At 38.4% G+C, this 20,472-nt stretch carries 17 protein-coding genes and 2 pseudogenes; 10 read left to right on the top strand and 9 right to left on the bottom strand.

Going from position 1 to position 20,472, the window contains the following annotated elements:
- Window positions 1-5 precede the first annotated feature (5 nt).
- The gene (locus ABLB98_RS08630; RefSeq protein ID WP_348882455.1) at window positions 6-866 is read left to right on the top strand and encodes a DMT family transporter; all 861 of its coding nucleotides are present in this window, start codon (window positions 6-8) and stop codon (window positions 864-866) included.
- Between the two features lie 44 nt (window positions 867-910).
- Here the strand turns inward: ABLB98_RS08630 and ABLB98_RS08625 are convergent.
- The 3 genes and pseudogenes from ABLB98_RS08625 to ABLB98_RS08615 form a co-directional block, all read right to left on the bottom strand.
- Window positions 911-1,305 (bottom strand): annotated as a pseudogene (locus tag ABLB98_RS08625) (nitroreductase family protein).
- Between the two features lie 105 nt (window positions 1,306-1,410).
- Complete coding sequence (locus tag ABLB98_RS08620; RefSeq protein ID WP_348882454.1) at window positions 1,411-2,127, bottom strand: UDP-2,3-diacylglucosamine diphosphatase; 717 nt, start codon at window positions 2,125-2,127, stop codon at window positions 1,411-1,413.
- Window positions 2,128-2,148: 21 nt separating this feature from the next.
- On the bottom strand, window positions 2,149-2,658 hold the full coding sequence (locus ABLB98_RS08615; RefSeq protein WP_087536121.1) for a peptidylprolyl isomerase: 510 nt from the start codon (window positions 2,656-2,658) through the stop codon (window positions 2,149-2,151).
- Window positions 2,659-2,824: 166 nt separating this feature from the next.
- Here ABLB98_RS08615 and ABLB98_RS08610 point away from each other — a divergent pair, with 166 nt between their 5' ends.
- Complete coding sequence (locus ABLB98_RS08610; RefSeq protein WP_348882453.1) at window positions 2,825-4,552, top strand: glutamine--tRNA ligase/YqeY domain fusion protein; 1,728 nt, start codon at window positions 2,825-2,827, stop codon at window positions 4,550-4,552.
- Between the two features lie 410 nt (window positions 4,553-4,962).
- Here ABLB98_RS08610 and ABLB98_RS08605 read toward each other — a convergent pair whose 3' ends face one another.
- Window positions 4,963-5,676 carry a glutamine amidotransferase gene (locus tag ABLB98_RS08605; protein ID WP_348882452.1) on the bottom strand — a complete coding sequence of 238 codons (714 nt, stop codon included), beginning with the start codon at window positions 5,674-5,676 and terminating at the stop codon, window positions 4,963-4,965.
- A gap of 31 nt (window positions 5,677-5,707) precedes the next feature.
- A complete protein-coding gene (locus ABLB98_RS08600; RefSeq protein ID WP_348882451.1) occupies window positions 5,708-6,673 on the bottom strand; it encodes an alpha/beta hydrolase in 966 nt (321 codons plus the stop codon).
- Between the two features lie 159 nt (window positions 6,674-6,832).
- Between ABLB98_RS08600 and ABLB98_RS08595 the strand changes: the two genes are divergently transcribed.
- Window positions 6,833-8,545, top strand: coding sequence for an AAA family ATPase (locus ABLB98_RS08595; protein ID WP_348882450.1), 1,713 nt, complete (start codon window positions 6,833-6,835; stop codon window positions 8,543-8,545).
- A 30-nt stretch (window positions 8,546-8,575) separates the two neighbouring features.
- A pseudogene (locus tag ABLB98_RS08590) lies at window positions 8,576-9,214 on the top strand (GyrI-like domain-containing protein); the annotation flags it as partial.
- Between the two features lie 31 nt (window positions 9,215-9,245).
- On the opposite strand, the gene thiM reads toward ABLB98_RS08590, so the two are convergent.
- The gene (thiM, locus tag ABLB98_RS08585; RefSeq protein ID WP_005215423.1) at window positions 9,246-10,061 is read right to left on the bottom strand and encodes a hydroxyethylthiazole kinase; all 816 of its coding nucleotides are present in this window, start codon (window positions 10,059-10,061) and stop codon (window positions 9,246-9,248) included.
- Window positions 10,062-10,095: 34 nt separating this feature from the next.
- Complete coding sequence (locus tag ABLB98_RS08580) at window positions 10,096-11,256, bottom strand: hypothetical protein (RefSeq protein ID WP_087547160.1); 1,161 nt, start codon at window positions 11,254-11,256, stop codon at window positions 10,096-10,098.
- 238 nt (window positions 11,257-11,494) lie between these two features.
- Between ABLB98_RS08580 and ABLB98_RS08575 the strand changes: the two genes are divergently transcribed.
- The 3 genes from ABLB98_RS08575 to ABLB98_RS08565 all read left to right on the top strand — a co-directional run bounded on the left by ABLB98_RS08575 (window position 11,495) and on the right by ABLB98_RS08565 (window position 13,491).
- Window positions 11,495-11,905: a DUF2147 domain-containing protein gene (locus ABLB98_RS08575; protein WP_348882493.1), complete on the top strand. Its 411-nt coding sequence runs from the start codon at window positions 11,495-11,497 to the stop codon at window positions 11,903-11,905.
- Between the two features lie 196 nt (window positions 11,906-12,101).
- A complete protein-coding gene (locus ABLB98_RS08570; RefSeq protein WP_087536841.1) occupies window positions 12,102-12,578 on the top strand; it encodes a DUF2147 domain-containing protein in 477 nt (158 codons plus the stop codon).
- Between the two features lie 439 nt (window positions 12,579-13,017).
- Window positions 13,018-13,491, top strand: a complete 474-nt coding sequence (locus ABLB98_RS08565) for a DUF2147 domain-containing protein (protein ID WP_087536842.1) — start codon at window positions 13,018-13,020, stop codon at window positions 13,489-13,491.
- Window positions 13,492-13,545: 54 nt separating this feature from the next.
- On the opposite strand, the gene ABLB98_RS08560 is transcribed toward ABLB98_RS08565, so the two are convergent.
- Entirely contained in the window at window positions 13,546-13,803 is a 258-nt protein-coding gene (locus ABLB98_RS08560; RefSeq protein WP_004661424.1) for a hypothetical protein, read from the bottom strand.
- Between the two features lie 344 nt (window positions 13,804-14,147).
- Between ABLB98_RS08560 and pepN the strand changes: the two genes are divergently transcribed.
- The 3 genes from pepN to ABLB98_RS08545 all read left to right on the top strand — a co-directional run bounded on the left by pepN (window position 14,148) and on the right by ABLB98_RS08545 (window position 19,696).
- Window positions 14,148-16,757 (top strand): aminopeptidase N, encoded by a 2,610-nt coding sequence (gene pepN, locus ABLB98_RS08555; protein WP_348882449.1) that lies wholly within the window; start codon window positions 14,148-14,150, stop codon window positions 16,755-16,757.
- 100 nt (window positions 16,758-16,857) lie between these two features.
- Window positions 16,858-18,996, top strand: coding sequence for an ATP-binding protein (locus ABLB98_RS08550; RefSeq protein WP_348882448.1), 2,139 nt, complete (start codon window positions 16,858-16,860; stop codon window positions 18,994-18,996).
- A gap of 46 nt (window positions 18,997-19,042) precedes the next feature.
- On the top strand, window positions 19,043-19,696 hold the full coding sequence (locus ABLB98_RS08545; RefSeq protein WP_348882447.1) for a DNA-binding response regulator: 654 nt from the start codon (window positions 19,043-19,045) through the stop codon (window positions 19,694-19,696).
- On the opposite strand, the gene ABLB98_RS08540 is transcribed toward ABLB98_RS08545, so the two are convergent.
- Entirely contained in the window at window positions 19,688-20,296 is a 609-nt protein-coding gene (locus ABLB98_RS08540) for a Uma2 family endonuclease (RefSeq protein ID WP_004677877.1), read from the bottom strand. The two genes, ABLB98_RS08545 and ABLB98_RS08540, sit on opposite strands and share 9 nt — an antisense overlap.
- Window positions 20,297-20,472: the final 176 nt, after the last annotated feature.

Below are 20,472 nucleotides of genomic sequence, written 5' to 3'. Positions count from 1 at the left end.
AAACTATGGAAATGATTGTTGCAGCTGCGTGCTGTAGTGTATTGGTCTCGATTCTTTTAAAATATTTAAAAGCAAAAGGTTTTGATATTTTTCAAATCATCGCGTGGAATTATTTGAGCGCAAGCCTTTTATGCTTTTATTGGTTTAAAACCGATATTACTCATATTTCTCTCAATAATACGCCTTGGTGGTTAATTCTTGTTTTAGGTCTATTATTACCAAGTATATTTTTATGCTTAGCCAAGTCGCTACAATTCGCTGGTATCTTAAAAACGGAAATTGCTCAGCGGCTTGCAGTCATACTGTCGTTATTAGCTGCCTATTTTATTTTTGGTGAGCAATTTAGCCAATTGAAATTAATTGGGGTTGTTTTCGGAGTTATGGCAATTTTAGCGATCATTATGGGACAGGCCACAGAGCAGGCAAGTAAAGGCATGAGCTTAAAATCAGCCTTATTTTTGTTTAGTGTTTGGGCGGGTTATGCAGCTATTGATGTATTACTAAAATATAGCAGTAGTTTAGGCTTACAGTTTGCGATCACGCTAAATTTAACTTTTATTACAGCCTTTATTTTATCTATCATTTATATCGCCATTACCCAACCGAACTGGCAAACTAAAAACATTTTTATGGGATTATGTTTGGGTGTACTGAACTTTGCCAATATTGCTTTGTATGTTAAAGCACATATGATTTTCAAAGAAACGCCTGCGATTGTCTTTGCTGGAATGAATATACTGGTGGTTATTCTAGGTGTACTAAGTGGAGTGATTTTATTCAAAGAGCGCTTAAAAACTTATACCTGGATTGGATTAATCAGTGGTATTGTTTCAGTCATGTTATTGGCTAAAGCAATGATGAATTAAAACAGTGGGAGTAGATTGAGTCACTCCCATTGGATGAAGGATTGTTATAAACGTGTAAAAACAACCTCATCAGATAGTCGTGATTTAGGTAATTTTGCATTAAAGTCATTTTCGCTACGATAGCCGAGTGAAACAATAACAGATGCTTTTAAGCCTTGTATTCGGCAGAAATATCAGTATGTGTGCAAAATACTAAGGTGTGGGAAGAGTTTAGAACTTTAGCCGCGTTATAGATGTAATTGCCTGTCTGTGCTGATGCGATACGTTGTTTGGCCTCATCTGTTTCAGCAATTAAAAAATGCCAAGGTTGAATATTTACTGAAGAAGGGCTGAAGCGTAAAATTTAGAGTAGTTTTTCAAACTGTTCTTTTGGAATTTTTTTACTCGCATCGTATGCCTTGGTGGTGTAACGTGTTTTTGCGGTGTGTAGGGAATCCATCTATTATCAACCAAATAAAAAATCAGTTTATTTTACTGGATCTAGCAGGTAGGAAAAGTGTCTAAATGTGATTTGGGTATCGATAAAAGTCGAATGGAATAAAGATCAATAGGTCCACTTTTTAAAATCCAAGCTGCTATTTTCTTGTTCGTTAATTTCTAAAATCCAAGCGGAGTCTTCTCGCCAATCACCTAAAACAATACGTTGTTTATTCAACACTTGATGAATTTCAGGGCGATGGGTATGGCCATGAATTAAATAATCGACTTCAGTAATGACATTTTCAACTGCTTTTGCATTTACATCCATGATGTCATAGCTTTTTAGTTGTTTGGTTTCACTACTCTTTTTACGGAAGCCATTGGCGAGCTTTTGTCTAAAGCTGAGAGGGGTACGTTTTATTAGCCCCAATAAGATGGGATTGCGAATCACTTTGCGAAAACGCTGATAGGCAACATCATCAGTGCAGAGCGCATCGCCATGCTCCAGTCGGAACGTATGTCGCTGAATATTTAAGGTATAAACGTTAGGTAATAAAATCCCATTAAATTGCTTTAAGAATTTTTGACCTAAGGCAAAATCACGATTCCCCACTTGGAAATAAACTTGGTTATTCGCTGCGGTGAATTTTTGCAAAGCGCTGACAATTTCATCTAACCACGGGGCGGTGTAATCATCTCCAATCCAAGCATTAAACCAATCACCCAAAATATAGAGGTGTGTGTTTTTATCCTGATATTGTTCCAATAAAGCCAAAAACCCTCGAACGAGTCGAGGGTGATCAGGTGACAAGTGTAAATCTGAAATAAACAGATAAGTCACAAAGAATCCTGTTGGATAAAATTATTCAGAGATAATTTTAGCAGATTCGATAACTACATTCTCTAAAGGAACATCAGCATGATAACCACGGTTACCAGTACGCACACCTTTAATTGCAGCTACAACATCCATACCTTCTACAACTTTACCAAATACCGCATAACCCCAGCCTTGTGCAGTTGGCGCTGTGTGGTTTAAGAAAGAGTTATTTTTTACGTTGATAAAGAATTGAGCAGATGCAGAATGAGGAGCTTGCGTACGTGCCATAGCAATTGTGCCTTCATCGTTGCTTAAGCCGTTGTCAGCTTCATTTTCGATTGAGTCACGTGTTGCTTTTTCTTTGAAGTTTTCGTCCATGCCACCACCTTGGATCATAAAACCATCAATCACACGGTGGAAAATTACGCCGTCATAGAAACCGTCGCGTACATATTCTAAGAAATTTGCAACCGTTTTTGGTGCTTTTTCAGCGTTAAGCTCAAGAACAATACGACCTTTATTGGTATTTAATTCGACTTGAGGAAAACTCATTACATTAATCTCCTAAACATGGGTTTGTGACCATGGGTTTTTGGTTGAGAGAAGCATAAGCAAACTGTAAACTACAAGGCAAGTAAAAAACGTTAAAATCTTTCATAAATAGCAAAGATTGCGTTTTTATTTCCCATTTTTAACTGTAAGAAGTGATTTACACCCTATGAAGCCAAATGATGTTGTTTCAGAACTGCCAAAGACCCCGACGCCGAATACTCATGCCTCTGTCGATGCCGCGCAGCAAGAACAACAGGCAGGCTTGGACTTTGTACGTCAGGTGATTACCGATGATTTAAAAGAAGGTCGTACCCAAAAAGTTGTAACTCGTTTCCCGCCTGAGCCAAATGGTTATCTGCATATTGGTCATGTCAAAGCAATTTGTTTGAACTTTGGTATTGCCGAAGAATTTGATGGTCTATGTAATTTACGTTTTGACGATACAAACCCAGATGCCGAAGAACAAGAATATGTTGATGGTATTGCCAATGATGTGAAATGGTTGGGCTTTAACTGGAATGGTGAGCCTCGCTATGCTTCTGGTTATTTCGATCAACTTTACACATGGGCTGTTCAATTAATTGAACAGGGGGATGCCTATGTGGATTTACAGACGCCTGAAGAAATCAAGTTGAATCGCGGTAGCTTTGTGGAGCCAGGTAAAAACTCGCCATACCGCGATGCTACACTTGAGGAAAACTTGGCGCGTTTCGAACAAATGCGTAATGGTGAGTTGGGCGAGGGCAAAGCGGTTTTACGTGCCAAAATTGATATGGCAAGTCCGAATGTACATATGCGTGACCCAATCCTTTATCGCGTGTTGCATTCAGAACATCACCAGACAGGTGATAAGTGGAAAATGTATCCAATGTATGACTATGCTCATCCATTGTCAGATGCAATTGAAGGGATTACTCATTCACTCTGTACTTTAGAGTTCCAAGATCACCGTCCATTCTATGATTGGGTTGTGGAGAAAGTTCATTCTCCTGTTGTACCGCGTCAATATGAGTCATCACGTTTAAACATCGATTACACGATTACTTCTAAACGTAAATTGCGTAAATTGGTTGAGGGTAATCATGTACAGGGGTGGGATGATCCGCGTATGCCAACAATTGTTGGGATGCGTCGTCGTGGTTTTACTCCAGAAGGTTTGCGCGATTTTTGTAAGCGTGTGGGTGTGTCGAAAACAGATGGTATTGTTGATGTAGCAATGCTTGAATTCTGTATTCGTCAATCTTTGGAAAATGCCGCAGCGCGTGGAATGGCTGTACTGAATCCATTAAAAGTCACATTGACTAATTTACCTGAAGAATTAGATTTAACTCATTCACGTCATCCAAATGTTGATATGGGCGAACGTATCATTCCTTTAACACGTGAAATCTATATTGATCGTAAAGACTTTGAAGAGGTTGCACCAAAAGGATTTAAACGTTTGATTCCAGAAGGCGAAGTGCGTTTACGCCATGCTTATGTGATCAAGTGTGATGAAGTAATCAAGGATACCAATGGTGAAGTAATTGAGCTTAAATGTTCAATTGATCCTGAAACGTTAGGCAAAAACCCTGAAGGTCGTAAAGTCAAAGGGGTTATTCATTGGGTCTCTGCAACGAAAGGTATACCTGCTGAAATTCGTATTTACGATCGTTTATTTACCGAAGCTGCGCCAGATGCAGATGATGATTTCTTGGCAAATCTAAATCCTGAATCATTAAAAGTCGTTCAAGCGGTGATTGAGCCTGCTTTGGCACAAGCGCAACCTGAAGATCGTTTCCAGTTTGAGCGTGAGGGGTACTTTGTTGCAGATCAACATGATCATCAAGCTGAAAAACCAGTGTTTAACCGTATTCTTGATCTTAAAGATAGCTTTAAAGTAGAGAAGAAATAACCTTTAGGTGAATTTGAACTTTTTTTAGCTCGAAGAATTTAGTTTAGACATGGAAAAGCCCAATTTTAAATTGGGTTTTTCTATTATATTATGGATTTATGTGATAGAAATAAATAATCATTGAAATAAATAAAGCCGTCGACATGAATAAATAAGTATTGATTGAGTGAAAACTTTTTATTAACTTGATCATATTTTTATTCCAACTAAAAGAGTATGAATGAATGATATTATTTTATTGTTTTTTTAGAAAATAGCTTGCAAGTACTGTCGTTACTTATTGGTCTTAATGTTTGTTTCTGTAATAAAATTTTAATAAGTGTAATATTCTATTTTTCAAATAACTAATTTAAGTTAGGCAAATAGTATGTCTAAATTTATCATAAACATACTGTTTTCGAGTCATGAATTCAATCATCAAGTTTTTCTAAAAAAAATTCAATAATTGCCCTGCATTTACTTTCTAATTGTTCAGCATAATCTAAATTAGCTTGTCGTAACTGAGGAATTGATAAGCCTGCATGCCGTATTTCACACGTATGCCCAATGAGCCATTTCTCAAAACTGTGTTGGTTTATCTCAAGATGAAATTGTAAAGCTAGAATATTATTTCCCACGGCGAATGCCTGATTTGGATAAATTTCTGAGCTAGCGAGTAAAGTTGCTTGTGATGGTAAATCGAAAGTATCACCATGCCAGTGTAAGACATGAATATTTTCTAATCCTGATAATGGGTTTTGATCAAGATTTTTTATTTCTAATGGGCTCCAACCAATTTCTTTTTGATGACCTGCGTAGACTTTTGCACCTAATGCATGTGCGATCAATTGTGCGCCTAAACAAATACCAATAGTTGGTTTATTCGTATTCAATCGTTGCTTAAGGCCTTCAATTTCTTCTATAAGAAAAGGGTAGTCTTCAGTTTCATAAACACCAATTGGTCCACCAAGGATAATGGTAAGACCTTCATAATTTAAAGCGGGTTTAAGATCATCCACACCCGCTTCAAAATAACGAACACGGAAACCGAGTTGATAAAAAATATCTTCTAATGAACCTAAATCTTCAAATGCAAGATGTTGAATTGCATAAACTGTTTTAGGCAAAGAAATTGAAGTATCCATAATCTGTGTAATCACTATAAATAGAGCTTAGTTAAGGCATTTTTTGTTCAAGCCAAGAAAATAAATCCTCATAGACTTTCTTTCGCACAGGCGGTGCAGATAAGACTAAATCATGTAAGCCATTTTTGATTGCTAAGGTTTGTACATCACCTTTCATTTTCTTTGCATTGTGTGTCATATCTTTGACATCTAAAATCACATCACTTTGCTGTGCATCAACACCCCATTTTTTTGGATATTTGGATTGGTGTGAATGCATAATCAAGGTTGGAATATTTAAACTAATACCGCGATGGATTTCTTTTTGTGCTTTGTGGATCGCATTTACAAAACATAAATGAACAAAAGGGAGTGATTTGGGCTTCCAATTTAAGTTGAAATCCCATTCACCATAGAAATCTTTATGTAGACTTGGTGTATACCATTGATTTAAGCCACTTGGGAATTTAGCATTTGGTAAACGTTCGCCAACTTCGCTTAATAAGGGAATACCAACTTTTTTCTCTATTACACTTTTATAAAAATCATAAAAAGGACTGTTGCTCCATAGTGCTTTAATCAGGCGATGATCTGGGTAATGTGCGGCGTAGAGCGTTGTAATTAAGCCGCCCGTTGAATGCCCAGCAAGTAAAACTTGGTTATGATTTTCTTGACCAATAATTTCGAGTGCTTTAGTGATTTCAGCATCATATTCACGTAAGTCGAGTAGATAATAAAACTTCTGATGCGGTAATTTTGAGCGACCATATTTTCTGAGATCGAGAGCATAAAAATCATAACCATGCTGGTTAAATTGTTCTGCCATTTCTGTTTGGAAAAAATAGTCAGAAAAACCATGAATATATAGAACTGCTTTCTTGGTGGCTTGAGCTGATTTCTTGCGAACTAATGTTGCAACGACTTTCCCATCATAATCATCAGCAAAATTTAAAGTGAGTTGCTGATAATCTTCTCCCAATATATCTGTTTGATATTTATATGAATTTGAAATGTTCATTTTTATATCTAATCTGAATTAATTAAGAAACACATTAAATGAAAATGTTTGGATGTCAATGTAAAAGTGAGATACAAACAGTTCTCAAAATCAGTTTGAGTTTTTACTTTTACAAAAAAATCGTTAAGCTATGTGCTGTTGTTTTTGACTGAAGAAATTATGAAACAAGAGACTGCACTGAAGTTACTTAAAGCTGGGGAAAATGTTTTTTTAACAGGTTCCGCGGGTGCAGGAAAAACCTATACGCTAAATCAATATATTCACTATCTTAAAGCGCGAAAAGTCCCCGTTGCGATTACGGCTTCTACAGGGATCGCGGCTACGCATATGAATGGAATGACCATTCATACGTGGGCAGGGATTGGAATTAAAGATCGTTTGAGTGATGATGATCTGAAGCGTATGAAAGAGCGTAAATATTTAAAAGAGCATTTAGAAAATGCCCAAGTCTTGATTATTGATGAAATTTCAATGCTGCATGCCAAACAGCTTAATTTAGTCAATCAGGTGCTTAAATACTTCAAAGAAAGTGATGAAGCTTTTGGTGGAATTCAAGTCATTGTTGCAGGTGACTTTTTCCAGTTACCACCAGTAGGTAAGAAAGATGAAAGTAATCGAGATAAATTTTGCTTCATGTCTGAAGCGTGGGTTGAAGCAAAATTCCGAGTTTGCTATTTGACTGAGCAACACCGTCAGGATGATGAAATTTTAAATCAAATATTAAATGCGATTCGAGCACAGACCATTCAGCAGAATCATATTTTTGCATTACACCAATCGCGTCAGCACGATATTGGTGAAACCTTTACCCGTTTATACACACATAATATGGATGTGGATAACATCAATTATCAGCATCTGAACGAAATTGAGAATGAAAGTCATCAATTTAATGCTGTTTTAGATGGTAATGAAAAATTAATCGAAACACTGAAGTCATCGGTACGTGCACCTGAAGAATTGACTCTTAAAAAACATGCCAAAGTGATGTTTGTCAAAAATAACTTTGATATGGGTTATATCAATGGCAGTTTAGGTGAAGTGATTGGTTTTGAGGAAGATGATAAACAAGGGATTTTACCAAAGGTCAAATTGACAGATGGAACGACATTACTTGTTGAGCCAGAAACATGGTCAATTGAAAATGAAGCAGGCAAGGTGATTGCAAGTTATCAGCAAATTCCTTTACGTTTGGCGTGGGCAATTACCATTCATAAAAGTCAAGGTATGACTTTAGAAGCAGCAGAAATTAATTTAACGCATACTTTTGAAAAAGGTCAGGGTTATGTGGCTTTGTCTCGATTAAAGTCACTGACTGGACTGAAATTGCTTGGGTTTAATGAACAAGCATTAGAGTTGGATAGTTTAGCAATTAAAGCAGACCGCCGTTTTCAGGAATTATCGACCGAAGCAGAAGTGAATTTTGAAAATATTGATCTAACCCCACAGCATAATGCCTTTATTCGTCATTGTGGCGGCACGCTGAATGCAACTGAAATTGCACGCAACGAGAAAAAACTTTCGAAAGGCGAAAAACAGAATTATGCAGCAGCGACTTTAGAGGAAACACGTGCTTTATTTGAAGATGGTTATGAAATTGAAGATATCGCGCATGAGCGAGGGCTAACGCCTGCAACGATTATTAACCATCTCGCGCGATTGCATAAAGAGCAAGGATTAGATATTTCCATTGCTAACCCTGGTGATGAAGTCGTTGAAGAAGTTCGTAAGATCTATAAACGGTTACACAAACGTAAAAATCCTGAGCATTTTACCGATGATGGTTCAATTAAGTTACGTCCAATTGTGGAAGCTACAAGTCCGCGCATGGCTTATGATCAAGTCCGTTTAGCATTACTGTTTATCGAATAAGGGATTTAAATGCCTCTTACATTTTCTACTGACACCAAAATTATTGATATTGCTTTACAGTCTGGTTTTGATAGCCCTGAAGCATTTAGCCGCGCATTTAAACGTTCATTTGATTAACCCCCAAGTGCTTTTAGAGAACAGCCGCGTTGGTCGTCTTGGCATGAAAGGTGTGTTTGTTCATTACCGCCGAGAGAAATCATGATGAATGTTAATATTGTAGAAAGAGCAGAAGAGAAAATTGCATTTATTTCTCATCACAGTGCACCAGAACGTGTATTTGAAACGGCAGCACAATTTATTCAGTGGCGCAAAGAAACGGGATTATCTTCTATAGCAAAAAGCCGCACCTACGGTATTCCCTTTTCTGACCCTGAACAGACTTTAAGTGATGAATTCCGTTTTGATATTGCTGGAACAATCACGGCGGATATCCCTGAAAATACATAAGGTGTAAGCACTGGTACTCTTCCCAAAGGCAATTATGCCGTGATTCGGTATTTGGGCAGTTACGATCATATTAAAGACAGTGTTTACTATCTATATCGAGACTGGTTACCACAATCAGCACGTGAAGTAGGGGATTTTCCCGTCTTTTTTCACTACCACAACTTTGTTCATGATGTAGATGAATGTGATTTGATCACAGACATTTATTTATTACTGAAATAGCGTTTAAGCTCTGCGAATAAGCAGAGCTGAATTATAAAATTTCAATGTCTACATATTGCTGAATTAAATTATCATCGAGCATATGAATATAATCTAAAAAAGCGACATTAAAGCTTCCAACTGTTTGAGCATGGTCATATGCCAGTTTGCCTGCAATAGCAAAATGAATATGTGCAGCAAGCGCCGCAATGGTTGAATTCGTTACTGCATGATAAGCGGCGGTTAATGCACCTAGAGCGCATCCTGTTGCAGTAATTTTAGGCTGTAAATGGCAACCACCATTTACTTTGATTACCATATCCAATTGTTTGGAAATGATATAGTCAGATTCACCAGAAATCGCAACACATTCGGTATGCTGTAACAAGCTTTTTGCTTGAGCATAGACATCATGGCTATTTAATGTGCTATCAACGCCTTTAGATTGAACTTGACTGCCCGCTAAAGTGCTGATTTCAGATGCATTGCCACGGATAATCGTAGGTTGAAACTTGAGTAATTGATCGACAGTTTCACTACGCCATTTCAGGATTGATCCATAGCCAACAGGATCGAGTACCCATGGTCTTTGTTGCTGTTGCGCTGTTTCAGCAGAAATGAGCATCGCTTGAGTTTGTTCAGTCGTCGGTGTACCAATGTTGATGCTTAAAGCTGCACAAATGTTTGTAAAATCTGCTGCTTCAAATGGATTGTCGATCATTGCGGGCGATGCACCAGCTGCAAGTAAGATATTTGCGACGTAATTATTGGCGACACTATTGGTAATACATTGTACCAATGGGGCTTGTTGCTGAAGAGCTTGCCAAGCTTCAATCACTTGTTCAATGAGTTGTTGTTTTTGTGACATTCATCACCCCTTAAGAATTTTAAAAAATAATAGTTTAACGCGTAAAGTAGTGGTCTTGATGCTTACATCGACGACAAATCAATGATACATAGTCTGTAGCATCATAATCGACTACAAGATCATTTGAACCGCAATACATGCAACGCTTTACTGCATAAAAATTTAAACGAGGTTCAATCTTGCGCCAAGATTTCCAGACAGGTTGAATAAAAACACTTTCGTCATAACCCAAGAATTTAAATAATAATACTTCGCTCATTTTACTAAATGGAATGGTGTATGGGCGAGGTAATGTTGTGGTTTCCCAACGTTCAGCCACAGCGCGTTCACGATATTGTGCTAATGTCTTTTTGAGTAAGTTGGTATTAATAAATTTATCGTTTCTTGGCTGCAATGCGTTTTGCTTATAGAGATACTCTAACGCAGTTTGAATTAAGTAAAAAATTTGACCCACTGCGAGTCCTTCCATCAAGCGATAGCAAAAGGCCTGAAAGGAGCGATTGCCTGCAATTTGAATTCCCCAAGTTCTACAATAAAACTGCATGAACTGGACGATTTCTTGATAAAGAATCAAATACAAAGCATCTTTAACTTCATCTGTTGTTTTGAAGGGAATACCTAAACTTAGATTCTCATAAAACCAATGGCGCAATTGTTGGGTTACACTAAATAGACTCGGATCAGAATAACCATCAAGCCGAAGATTAAGATAAAAATGTTCTGGTTCTAGGCTCGAATCTTGTGATTTAAAGATGCCTAATTTGAGTAACTCTTGAACGAGTTGATTTTGAAATAAATAATTGGGGGTGAAATCATGATATTTAATGTTCTTCCAGTGGATGAATTCATCATGCTGTACATCTTCACGAGCATAACTGTCCAACAAACTTAGTAAGAATAATTTATGCATAAAGCTGAGTTGATTCAGGCTATAAATCACTTCATCTTTGACTTTGTATTTACGTTGTTCTTGTAAAATGGTTTGTTGAGTTTGTTTTTTGCGCTGAGCGGTGCATTGAGCACAATGGCAATTCAGCTTGCTGTCACTTTTAAATACACGATGTTGGCAATGACTACATTCATGAAATTGGAATTCTTGTGAGTATTGCTCAGCTTCAATCCAGAACATGGATGCTTGGCACAATGGGCAATGGCTACTTTCATCTAACTGCTTTTGCAGAATCTGTAAATCCATTGACAATAAACCTATATAACCATGAAATGAAAGGATTATACATTGCTCGTGCTCGGAGTGAGAAAAAGATTATTTGCACTGAAAAAGTGGTTTTGTATTGAGATTGAATCCACTGAATTTTATATAAAAGCTAAGCAGGTGGCTTATCCATTTTTTAAAATATGGTAAATTTCTGTCCCAATTAAAAGATGTTATTAAGTTTGTTTTAGAAGTAGAAAGAGATAAGGATGAATAATCAATATTGTTGAAATGCTCTATTGCATTAATTGCTTGTTTTACAAGTATTCTCTCAGAGGTAAGTACAATTGAAGGCTATTGGCGCAGTATTGATGATCGGACAGGCGAACAACTGACTATTATTGAAATCAAGAAAGCAGCGGATAACACTTATCGCGGAAAAATCGTTTATATTAATCCGAATGCGCAAGGGGCGATCGTAACACATTGTGTTAACTGTCCACCGCCGTATACAGGAAAGCCACGTTTAGGTTTAGAAGTTTTAACTGGTTTGGTTGAAGACCCCAATAAAGCAAATAGTTTTATTAATGGACGCATCTTAGAGAGCAAAACTGGAAAAGTGTACAAAGGCAAAGCTGAGTTAAGTGCTGATGGTAAGCATTTAAATATGCGCGGTTGTGTTGGAATTTGAGTTTTGGGTAGAAATACGGTTTGGATATGCACAGATAGTGCGAATCCGTAATCATTTCTTTTTTAATATATGAATTGTTTAAAATTTATTGTGCTTTTAAACAATTAAATATCCACTCGTCTTGTTGACTGTCTAAGAACATTGGAATAAAAATGTATATCAGATGGATCTATTTTGCACTTAGGGAGAGCATATTATGCAAAAACATTCACTCATGAAAGGAATCGTGGGAATTTCATTTGCCCTATTCGCAACTGCTAATTTCGCGATGACACCTGAAGGCTTTTGGAAAAGTATTGATGACCGTACGGGCGAACAGCTTTCAATCGTAGAAATTAAAAAGAAACCTGATAATACTTATACAGGAACAATTGTATATCGTTACCCTGTTCCAGGTGGTGGTAGTGTATTAACCAATTGTGTGAAATGCCCTGAGCCTTTCAAAAACAAACCTATTTTAGGACTTCAGATCGCATCAGGTTTGCGAGAAGACCCTAAAAATCCAAACCATTTTATAGACGGAAAAATACTTGAACCTAAAACGGGCAATTTTTATAAAGGCAAAGCTCAGTTAAGTGCTGATGGTAAACGTTTACGCATGCGCGGATATATGGGGATCTCTGCTTTAGGTCGTACCCAAGTTTGGATTAGGACTGACAGTGCCAATCCATAACCCTGTTGAACAAATAAATTTGGTTCAATATCTGGGTTTATATCTAAATGAATTCATGTCTAATCGTCTTTTAGTCATTTTATGAATTCATCTATGTAGATCAGTTTCAATGCTTTGATATTGAATCAGAGAGGTTTTTTATGCTATATCCTAAGAGATCGAGCATAAAAAAGATTTTTCTTATTCAAAACGTTGAGGCTTCTATGTATAAAAATTCATTAAAGAAATGCCTAAAAAATCTTGTAAGTTGATAGAAATGTGAAGAATCTATTTTGTATTTAAAAAATAAAGTTATTGATTACATGAATTATATCAGTTAGATAATTTTTTTAAAGCAAAAGAACGCACCAGTAGAGTGAAAGTTCTAGTGAAGTGTGATAAGTTTCAATAATTAAACCTATAAAGATGAATGGGTTAGTTTTTAAAAGACGGGGTTAGTATGCTAAATCAAATGTTTATGAAAGGAATCATGGGAGTTTCTATTGCTTTTTTAAGCATGACTGCTTTTTCAGCCTCGATCGAAGGTTATTGGAAAAGTATTGAAGAACGTACAGGTGAGCAACTTTCGATTGTTGAAATCCGTAAAGGATCAGATGGTCGCTTTCATGGGAAAATTGTTTATCGTTATCCTAATGCTCGTGGTTTTTCCCTTGCGAACTGTACCAAGTGCCCAGCTCCAAATACCAATAAGCCAATTCTTGGCTTAGAAATTTTATCAGGTTTTAGAGAAGATCCAGATAAGCCAGATTCATATATTGAAGGTCGAGTATTAGAAGCAACAAGTGGTAGAGTTTATAAAGGTAAAGCGGTCGTAACGGGTGACGGTAAACGTTTACGTATGCGCGGTTATATGGGCGTTTCTGCCTTAGGTCGTACAGTCGTCTGGTTACGAACAGATAGTGCAAATCCTTAATTAGTGTAATAAAAAACCTCGAAAATATTTCGAGGTTTTTATTAAATGTAAAAGTTAAACAGGGCATGGTAAGTTTTCGTCCTCCTGACCGATTTTTTTGGCGTTGATAAGTGCTTGGACTTTTTTACTTGGTAATTTTTCTTTTCCAAGTTCATCATAGGTATTCACGATATTGGTAACTTCTAAGCTGCTGAGTTCGATTCCTTCTGCTGTTAAAAAAACGGAAATGACATGATGATCCACACCTGCTTTTGCAAGATCATGGATCGCTTTAATATTTTCTAAACGATATAAGTGTGCTTTTAATTCCATCGTCTTAACCCTCGCTTGTTTGATTGTATTACCTACATTGGCATATAAACTTAAGCAATAACCGTGCACAAAATGTAAAGCGCATAAAAAAAATGTAATTCAAACCTTGGAATTTGGTTATTTTTGTAGCTTTTATTTAAAATTAGAAATAACTGTTGTTATTCTTTCTAAACAGAATTCCATTTTAATCAATTAATTTGAAAATTACTGAACTAAACCCCAATAAAAATACTTGAAACTAAGATATGGGCTTAAAGACAGCTTTTGTAAGTTGGCGTATGATCGACTAATCAAGAAGTCTTGATAACAAGACCATCCGACATGATGAACGATAAGGAATACTGATGAATATTGCGGCACAGCCTCCTGTACAAGCAGATCAAACGATTTATTTAAAAGATTATCAAAAGCCATCATTCTTGGTTGAATCAATTAATTTAAATATTCAAGTTTATGATGATCATACGATTGTCGATTCTACACTGGTGATGAAGCGTCAGACTGCAGGTGAATTGGTTCTGTTAGGTCGTGATCTTGAATTAAAATCGGTTCAATTGAATGGGCAAACCCTTAGCGCTGAACAATATCATTTGGATACTGAACAATTGGTGATCACTGATGCACCAGATGAGGTCATTGTTCAAACTCAGGTGATTATCCATCCTGAATCAAATACCCAACTTGAAGGTTTATATAAAGCTGGTGATTTATTCGTTACCCAAAATGAACCTGAAGGCTTCCGTAAAATCACTTTTTATCCAGACCGTCCAGATGTTTTATCTGTATTTACAACACGGGTTGAAGCAGATAAGAAATATCCAGTTTTACTTGCCAACGGCAATTTATTGGAAACGGGTGAAGTCGGTGCAGATCGTCATTTTGCAATTTGGCAAGATCCGACTAAAAAGCCAAGTTATTTATTTGCCTGTGTCATTGGTGATTTAGCTGTTTTGACAGACCGTTATACCACCTCTGAGGGGCGTGACGTTGCTTTAGAAATTTATGCAATTGAGAAAGATATTCCAAAATGTCACATTGCAATGGAAGCTTTAAAGCATTCGATGCGTTGGGATGAGGAGCATTATGGTCGTCCTTATGATCTCGACAATTATATGATTGTTGCAGTCAGCCAATTCAATATGGGCGCGATGGAGAATAAAGGCTTAAATATCTTCAATACCTCTTGTGTACTGGCTGATGAAGAATTTACCACCGATGCTGCGATCATGCGGGTACAGTCGGTGATTGCACACGAATATTTCCATAACTGGACAGGCAACCGTATTACCTGTCGTGACTGGTTCCAACTCTGTTTAAAAGAAGGTCTGACCGTGTTCCGTGATCAGTCTTTCTCAGAAGATTTACAGTCTGCTGCTGTACAACGGATTGATGATGTAGCGGTATTGAAGTCACATCAATTCCCTGAAGATGCAGGTCCATTGTCACATCCGCCACGTCCAGACCATTTTGTTGAAATTAATAATTTTTATACGGCAACTGTTTATGAGAAAGGTGCGGAAATTAACCGCATGATGGCGACTTTATTGGGTAAAGAAAAATATCGTAAAGGCACAGATGAATACTTCCTACGTCATGATGGGCAAGCAGTCACAGTTGAGGACTGGGTTGCTGCATTGAGTGCAGGTTCAGGTGTTGATCTCTCTAACTTCCTTACATGGTATAACCAACCAGGTACGCCAAAGTTAGAAGCGAAAGGTGAATATGATGCTGCTGCACAGACTTATCGTTTAAGCTTCAAACAAAGCTTGAAAGCGCATGCAAAATATCCAGACCTCAAAGCAGTGCCAATTCCTGTGGCTTTAGCCTTATTTAATGCCAAAACGGGTGAGCAATATACCTTGCACAGCGCTGATCTGTTTGTGAATGAGGTTAAAGATGGTGTGTACTTATTTGATCAAGACCAAGCGAGTATTGAATTTACAGGCGTGACGGAGCAACCTGTTGCATCGTTATTGCGTAATTTTTCTGCACCTGTCAATTTGGTGTTTGATTATTCCAATGATGATCTTGCCTTCTTGATTCAGCATGAAACCAATGGTTTTAACCAGTGGCAAGCGACGCAGACTTTGTTGGAACGTATTCTTTTAGATGATCACAAAGCAGATACTTATATTCAGGCGATCAAAAATACATTGCCTGAACTCGTCAATAAAGATCCATTATTGGCATCACGTTTGTTTGATGTACCAAGTGAAAATTATTTGGGTAGTCGTATTGATCAAGATTATGAACCTGAATTGATTCGTGAAAAACGTGAAGCGGTACTTGCTCGTTTAGCACGTGAATTAGGCTCATTTTGGAAAGAAACTTATTTGGCACTAGACCCAGACCTACAAAAAGAGTTTTCTCTGGCAATGGGGGTGCGTTCATTGAAGAATATCACTCTGAATATGTTGGCACGCCAAGGTGATGAGTCCGTGTTTGATTTGGCTTATACGCAATACCAACAAACGGGCAATATGTCTGAGCGTTTGGGTGCATTACGTGTATTGGTTTGGAATGATGCACCGCAAGCACAAGCAGCTTTGGAAGATTTCTATAACCGTTTTAAAGATGAAGCCTTGTCATTAGATCAGTGGTTTAGTATTCAAGCATCAAATCCAAATGCGACAGCAGAAACGATAGAGTATTTGACTAAGCACGTCGATTATGATCTGGGAACACCGAACCGTATCCGTGCCGTGAGTGGTGGTTTGGCAGCAAATCCTGTGAATACATGGAGTTTTGGTGTCAATCATTTCATTGAGCTTGCAGCTTATCTAGATGAGAAAAACCCAATTTTAGGGTCTCGTTTATTACAAGTACTTTCTCGCTGGTATACTTTAGCCGAACCACAGCGTAGTCAGGTGCAACAGGCGCTTAAGGCGTTGCAGCCTAAAGTGAAATCGAAAAATGTATCTGAAACCTTGAGCAGTATGCTAAACATTGAATAACACATTGTTTTTGTCAGAAAGGATGCTGTCTCAGCATCCTTTTTTACATGTTCTGGATTATCATTAGTTCACAGAAAGGATACTCATATTGTGGTGATATATGGCTTTGCGTCGCAAAACACCAGCGGATCGGTTGTTTTATGCCATTTTAGGGTTGTCGTTGGCCCTTGTTGCGGTCATCTATTGTGCGGTAAATCAGCCCAGTAGCCATTTACGCTTTGAAGTCAAAGAACGCCAAAAAATTTCGGTATTTGACGGGGAGCGATTAATATTACAGGATGTGGATTCAGTTGCAATTTCAGCAGCAGGTGGGCAGAACCGAATACAGCTAAACGCAAATGACTTTACTGAAGATCCCCATTTTGTTGCAACCTATCCTGAGATGCAGCAATTTTTTATCAAGCAGAGCCAAGTTCATCAACTGATGAGCCAGCATCAGCAAATATTTTTGCATTCAGGCGATCATTCAAGCTCAACGCCATATCCTGTCAATATTCAGCCTAAACGAACGCTTCGAGATTTACCTTTTGAGTTCTGGTTTCAGCTTGCTGTCAGTTCGATTGGATTTTTGCTGGGCTGCTGGATTTGGGCATTGCGTCCCAATGAAATCGCCCCCCGTGTTTTTGCCTTACTCAATGCAGCCTATCCAATTTTCGCCTTTTCCGCAGCCATCTATAGCACCCGTGATCTGGCTTTAAATGCCGAATTATTTCGGGTACTGGTCGCAATCAATACGGGTGGTGCATTGCTATATGGCTGTGCATTAATCAGTCTATTCTTGGTGTACCCAAAGCAGTTGATCAGAACCCAATGGTTGTGGGCAATACCGATATTTTTCTCTGGTTGGTGGTTGCTTGATACCTTATTTCTTTTGCCTGAACCAAGCATGGGGGGCGATTTACCCGTTACTCTACAAATGCTGAGCGCAATTTTATGTATGGTTTGGCAATGGCGGGCAAACCGACATGATCCACGGGCAAAAGTGGCATTGCGCTGGTTTGCCTTATGGATTCTGGTGAGTAGCGGCGCATTTGTATTTTTGGTTCAGAGTACCCAGCTACTTGATATTCAGCTTAATATGTCACAAGGCTATTCGTTCGGTTTCTTCCTGTTTGTGACCATTGGTATTGCGATTGGCTTAAAACGCTATCAGTTATTTAGTCTGGACCGTTGGGCATTCGGAATTCTGTACTGGCTGGCAGGAGCGATTTTACTGGTGTTGCTGGATGCCTTTCTGGTGATGATGTTAAGCCCACTTATGTCACTCAGTCTGGCCATCCTGATTTGTGGTCTGGTTTGGTTGCCTGTCCGTGGCTGGCTACAGGCACGCCTGTTACAACGCAAAAAGTTATCCGACAGCGAACTGTTTGAACGAATCTTGCAGGTCAGCTTTGCGGTGAATGAACAGGAAAGACAGCTACAGTGGAAAGCCTTGTTGAATGACCTGTTTCAGCCATTAAACCTTGAAATAAGTGAACAGACAAATCATAGCCAAATCGAAGACAACGGACTGGTGCTCTATATCCCACAGGTGGCAGGGCTGACGGCGATGCGTCTCAGCTATCCGCAGCAAGGCCGCCGTTTGTTTAGTGAATATGACCAGCAACTGATCCAGAATTTATTGCCGTTTTTAGCTCAGGCTGTGGAAAGCCGTGTTGCCTATGACAATGGTGTGCGTGAGGAAAGACATCGTATCGCCCGAGATTTGCACGATGATCTGGGGGCGAAACTATTATCGGGTCTCTACCAGAAAGATGTGGATCAAGCCAAGCAGGCCATTCGTCAGGCGATTGCTGAAATGCGTACCATCGTCAATGGGCTACTGGGTACAGGGGTTGAGCTAAATGTGATTTTGCAGGAATTTGAATATGAGGTTGCGACTCGCCTGCAAAGTTGTGGGATAGAACTAAATTGGCAACAAAACCTTGCAGACACACCCATTACCTTGAGTTATGCACAATACAGGCATTATATTTCTATGCTTCGGGAAATCATCAGTAATATAATGAAGCATGCCAATGCGAAAAAAGTGACGATTGACATTAGTTTGCTTGACTCACAACTGGTTTCAGTCATTTGTGATGATGGTGCTGGATTTGATGGTCAAACTAATCAGTCTGAGGGGAATGGGCTTAAAAACCTGAGGGAACGTGCAACTGAACTTTCGGCAACCCTGCATTTTCAGAGGCTGCCAGAAACACAAGGTTCAAGGGTAGAGTTGATTTTTCCATTATCGTGACTGTGGCAAAAAGTAATGGATGTAAATATATAAGATGGGTGTAAATATGATTCAAACGGCATTGATTTTAGAAGATATAGTGGAAGTCAATGCATGGATGAAACAGATGTTACTTGAAACCTTTGCAGGCATTCGTATCCAGCAGGTTTATAGTGTAAAGGAAGCAAAGCAGGCATTATTGTCACAACATTATGATCTGGCCTTGATTGATCTTTCCTTGCCTGATGGAAAGGGAACAGAGGTGATTGACTGGCTGGCACAACATTCTGCCAATACCTTGAGTGTGGTGGTAACAATTTTTGAAGATGACCAATATCTGTTTGAGGCCATTTGTCATGGTGCAAAAGGGTACTTGCTGAAAGACCTTGAACCCACTATATTTCAGCAGCATTTGAAAAACCTGATTGCTGGAATCCATGCCTTTTCCCCAAGCATGACGCAGAAACTACTCAATTATGTCAAAACACATGAACAGCTTAACCAGCAAAAGCAACAGGCCATACAGTCACTGACTTTAACCAATCGGGAAAAACAGGTGCTTGTTTATATTGCCAAGGGGCATCAGGTGGCTGAAATCGCCTACGAATTAAAATTATCTGGCCATACCATAAATGGCTATATCAAGACAATTTATCAAAAACTGCATATCTCCTCCCGTGCTGAAGCGGCACTGCTGGCACAGCAATATGGTTTAATTTGAGAGGTTTTGTTCTGCTAAGGCTTTCTTCTCTAACCATGTCACGACATCTTCATTTTTGACACGGTCATAAATATCTTCAACCGAAATGCTTAAACCAATTGAGTTCAGTGTAATGTGATCTCCCAAATAGTAGAAATGAGATTGCCAGTTTTGACTACGACATACTACTTCAATCTCGGCAATACCCTGTTCAATCAGGATATATTCCTGTAGGGTCGGAATCTGTAGATACTTTTCACGTTTGATCACACGGTCAATCTGGCGCGTGGATTTAGACAATACTTCAACAATAATGGTCGGTGTTTCTGTAAAAACACTGTCATCTGCTAAATCTGAACAATCAACCAGTACATCAGGATAGAAATAACAGCTATCTACTTTAACTTTCATATCTCCGCTATAAGGCTGGCAGGTTTTTCCCTTTAAGTGTTGGTGTAATGCAGAGGAAATGTTGAGGGTAATTCTGTTATGCGCCGCTTTTGCCCCAGCCATTGCATAGACTTCGCCATGAATATATTCATGTTTAATATCAGTTAGCAATTCGCCATCAAGATAATCCTGTTCACTGACTGAAAGTGGGTAGGCATGATGAGGTGACATGGCAATAACTCATAATGATATAAATACAGCCTATACCTTAGCGTGTATGAAGAAGTATCACAACTCATTGAATATTCACATTGTAAGCAAGTTTTTGAAGTCAAAATAGATTTTAGGCTATCCCCCCTGAACTGGGGATACGCAGAAAACCCTAAAAGCGTTACTGTCATCACGAA

This window comes from Acinetobacter yuyunsongii (assembly GCF_041021915.1).
GTDB lineage: Bacteria > Pseudomonadota > Gammaproteobacteria > Pseudomonadales > Moraxellaceae > Acinetobacter.
Note: the sequence above shows the minus strand (reverse complement) of the source record. Positions and strands in the feature narration are given on the sequence as shown.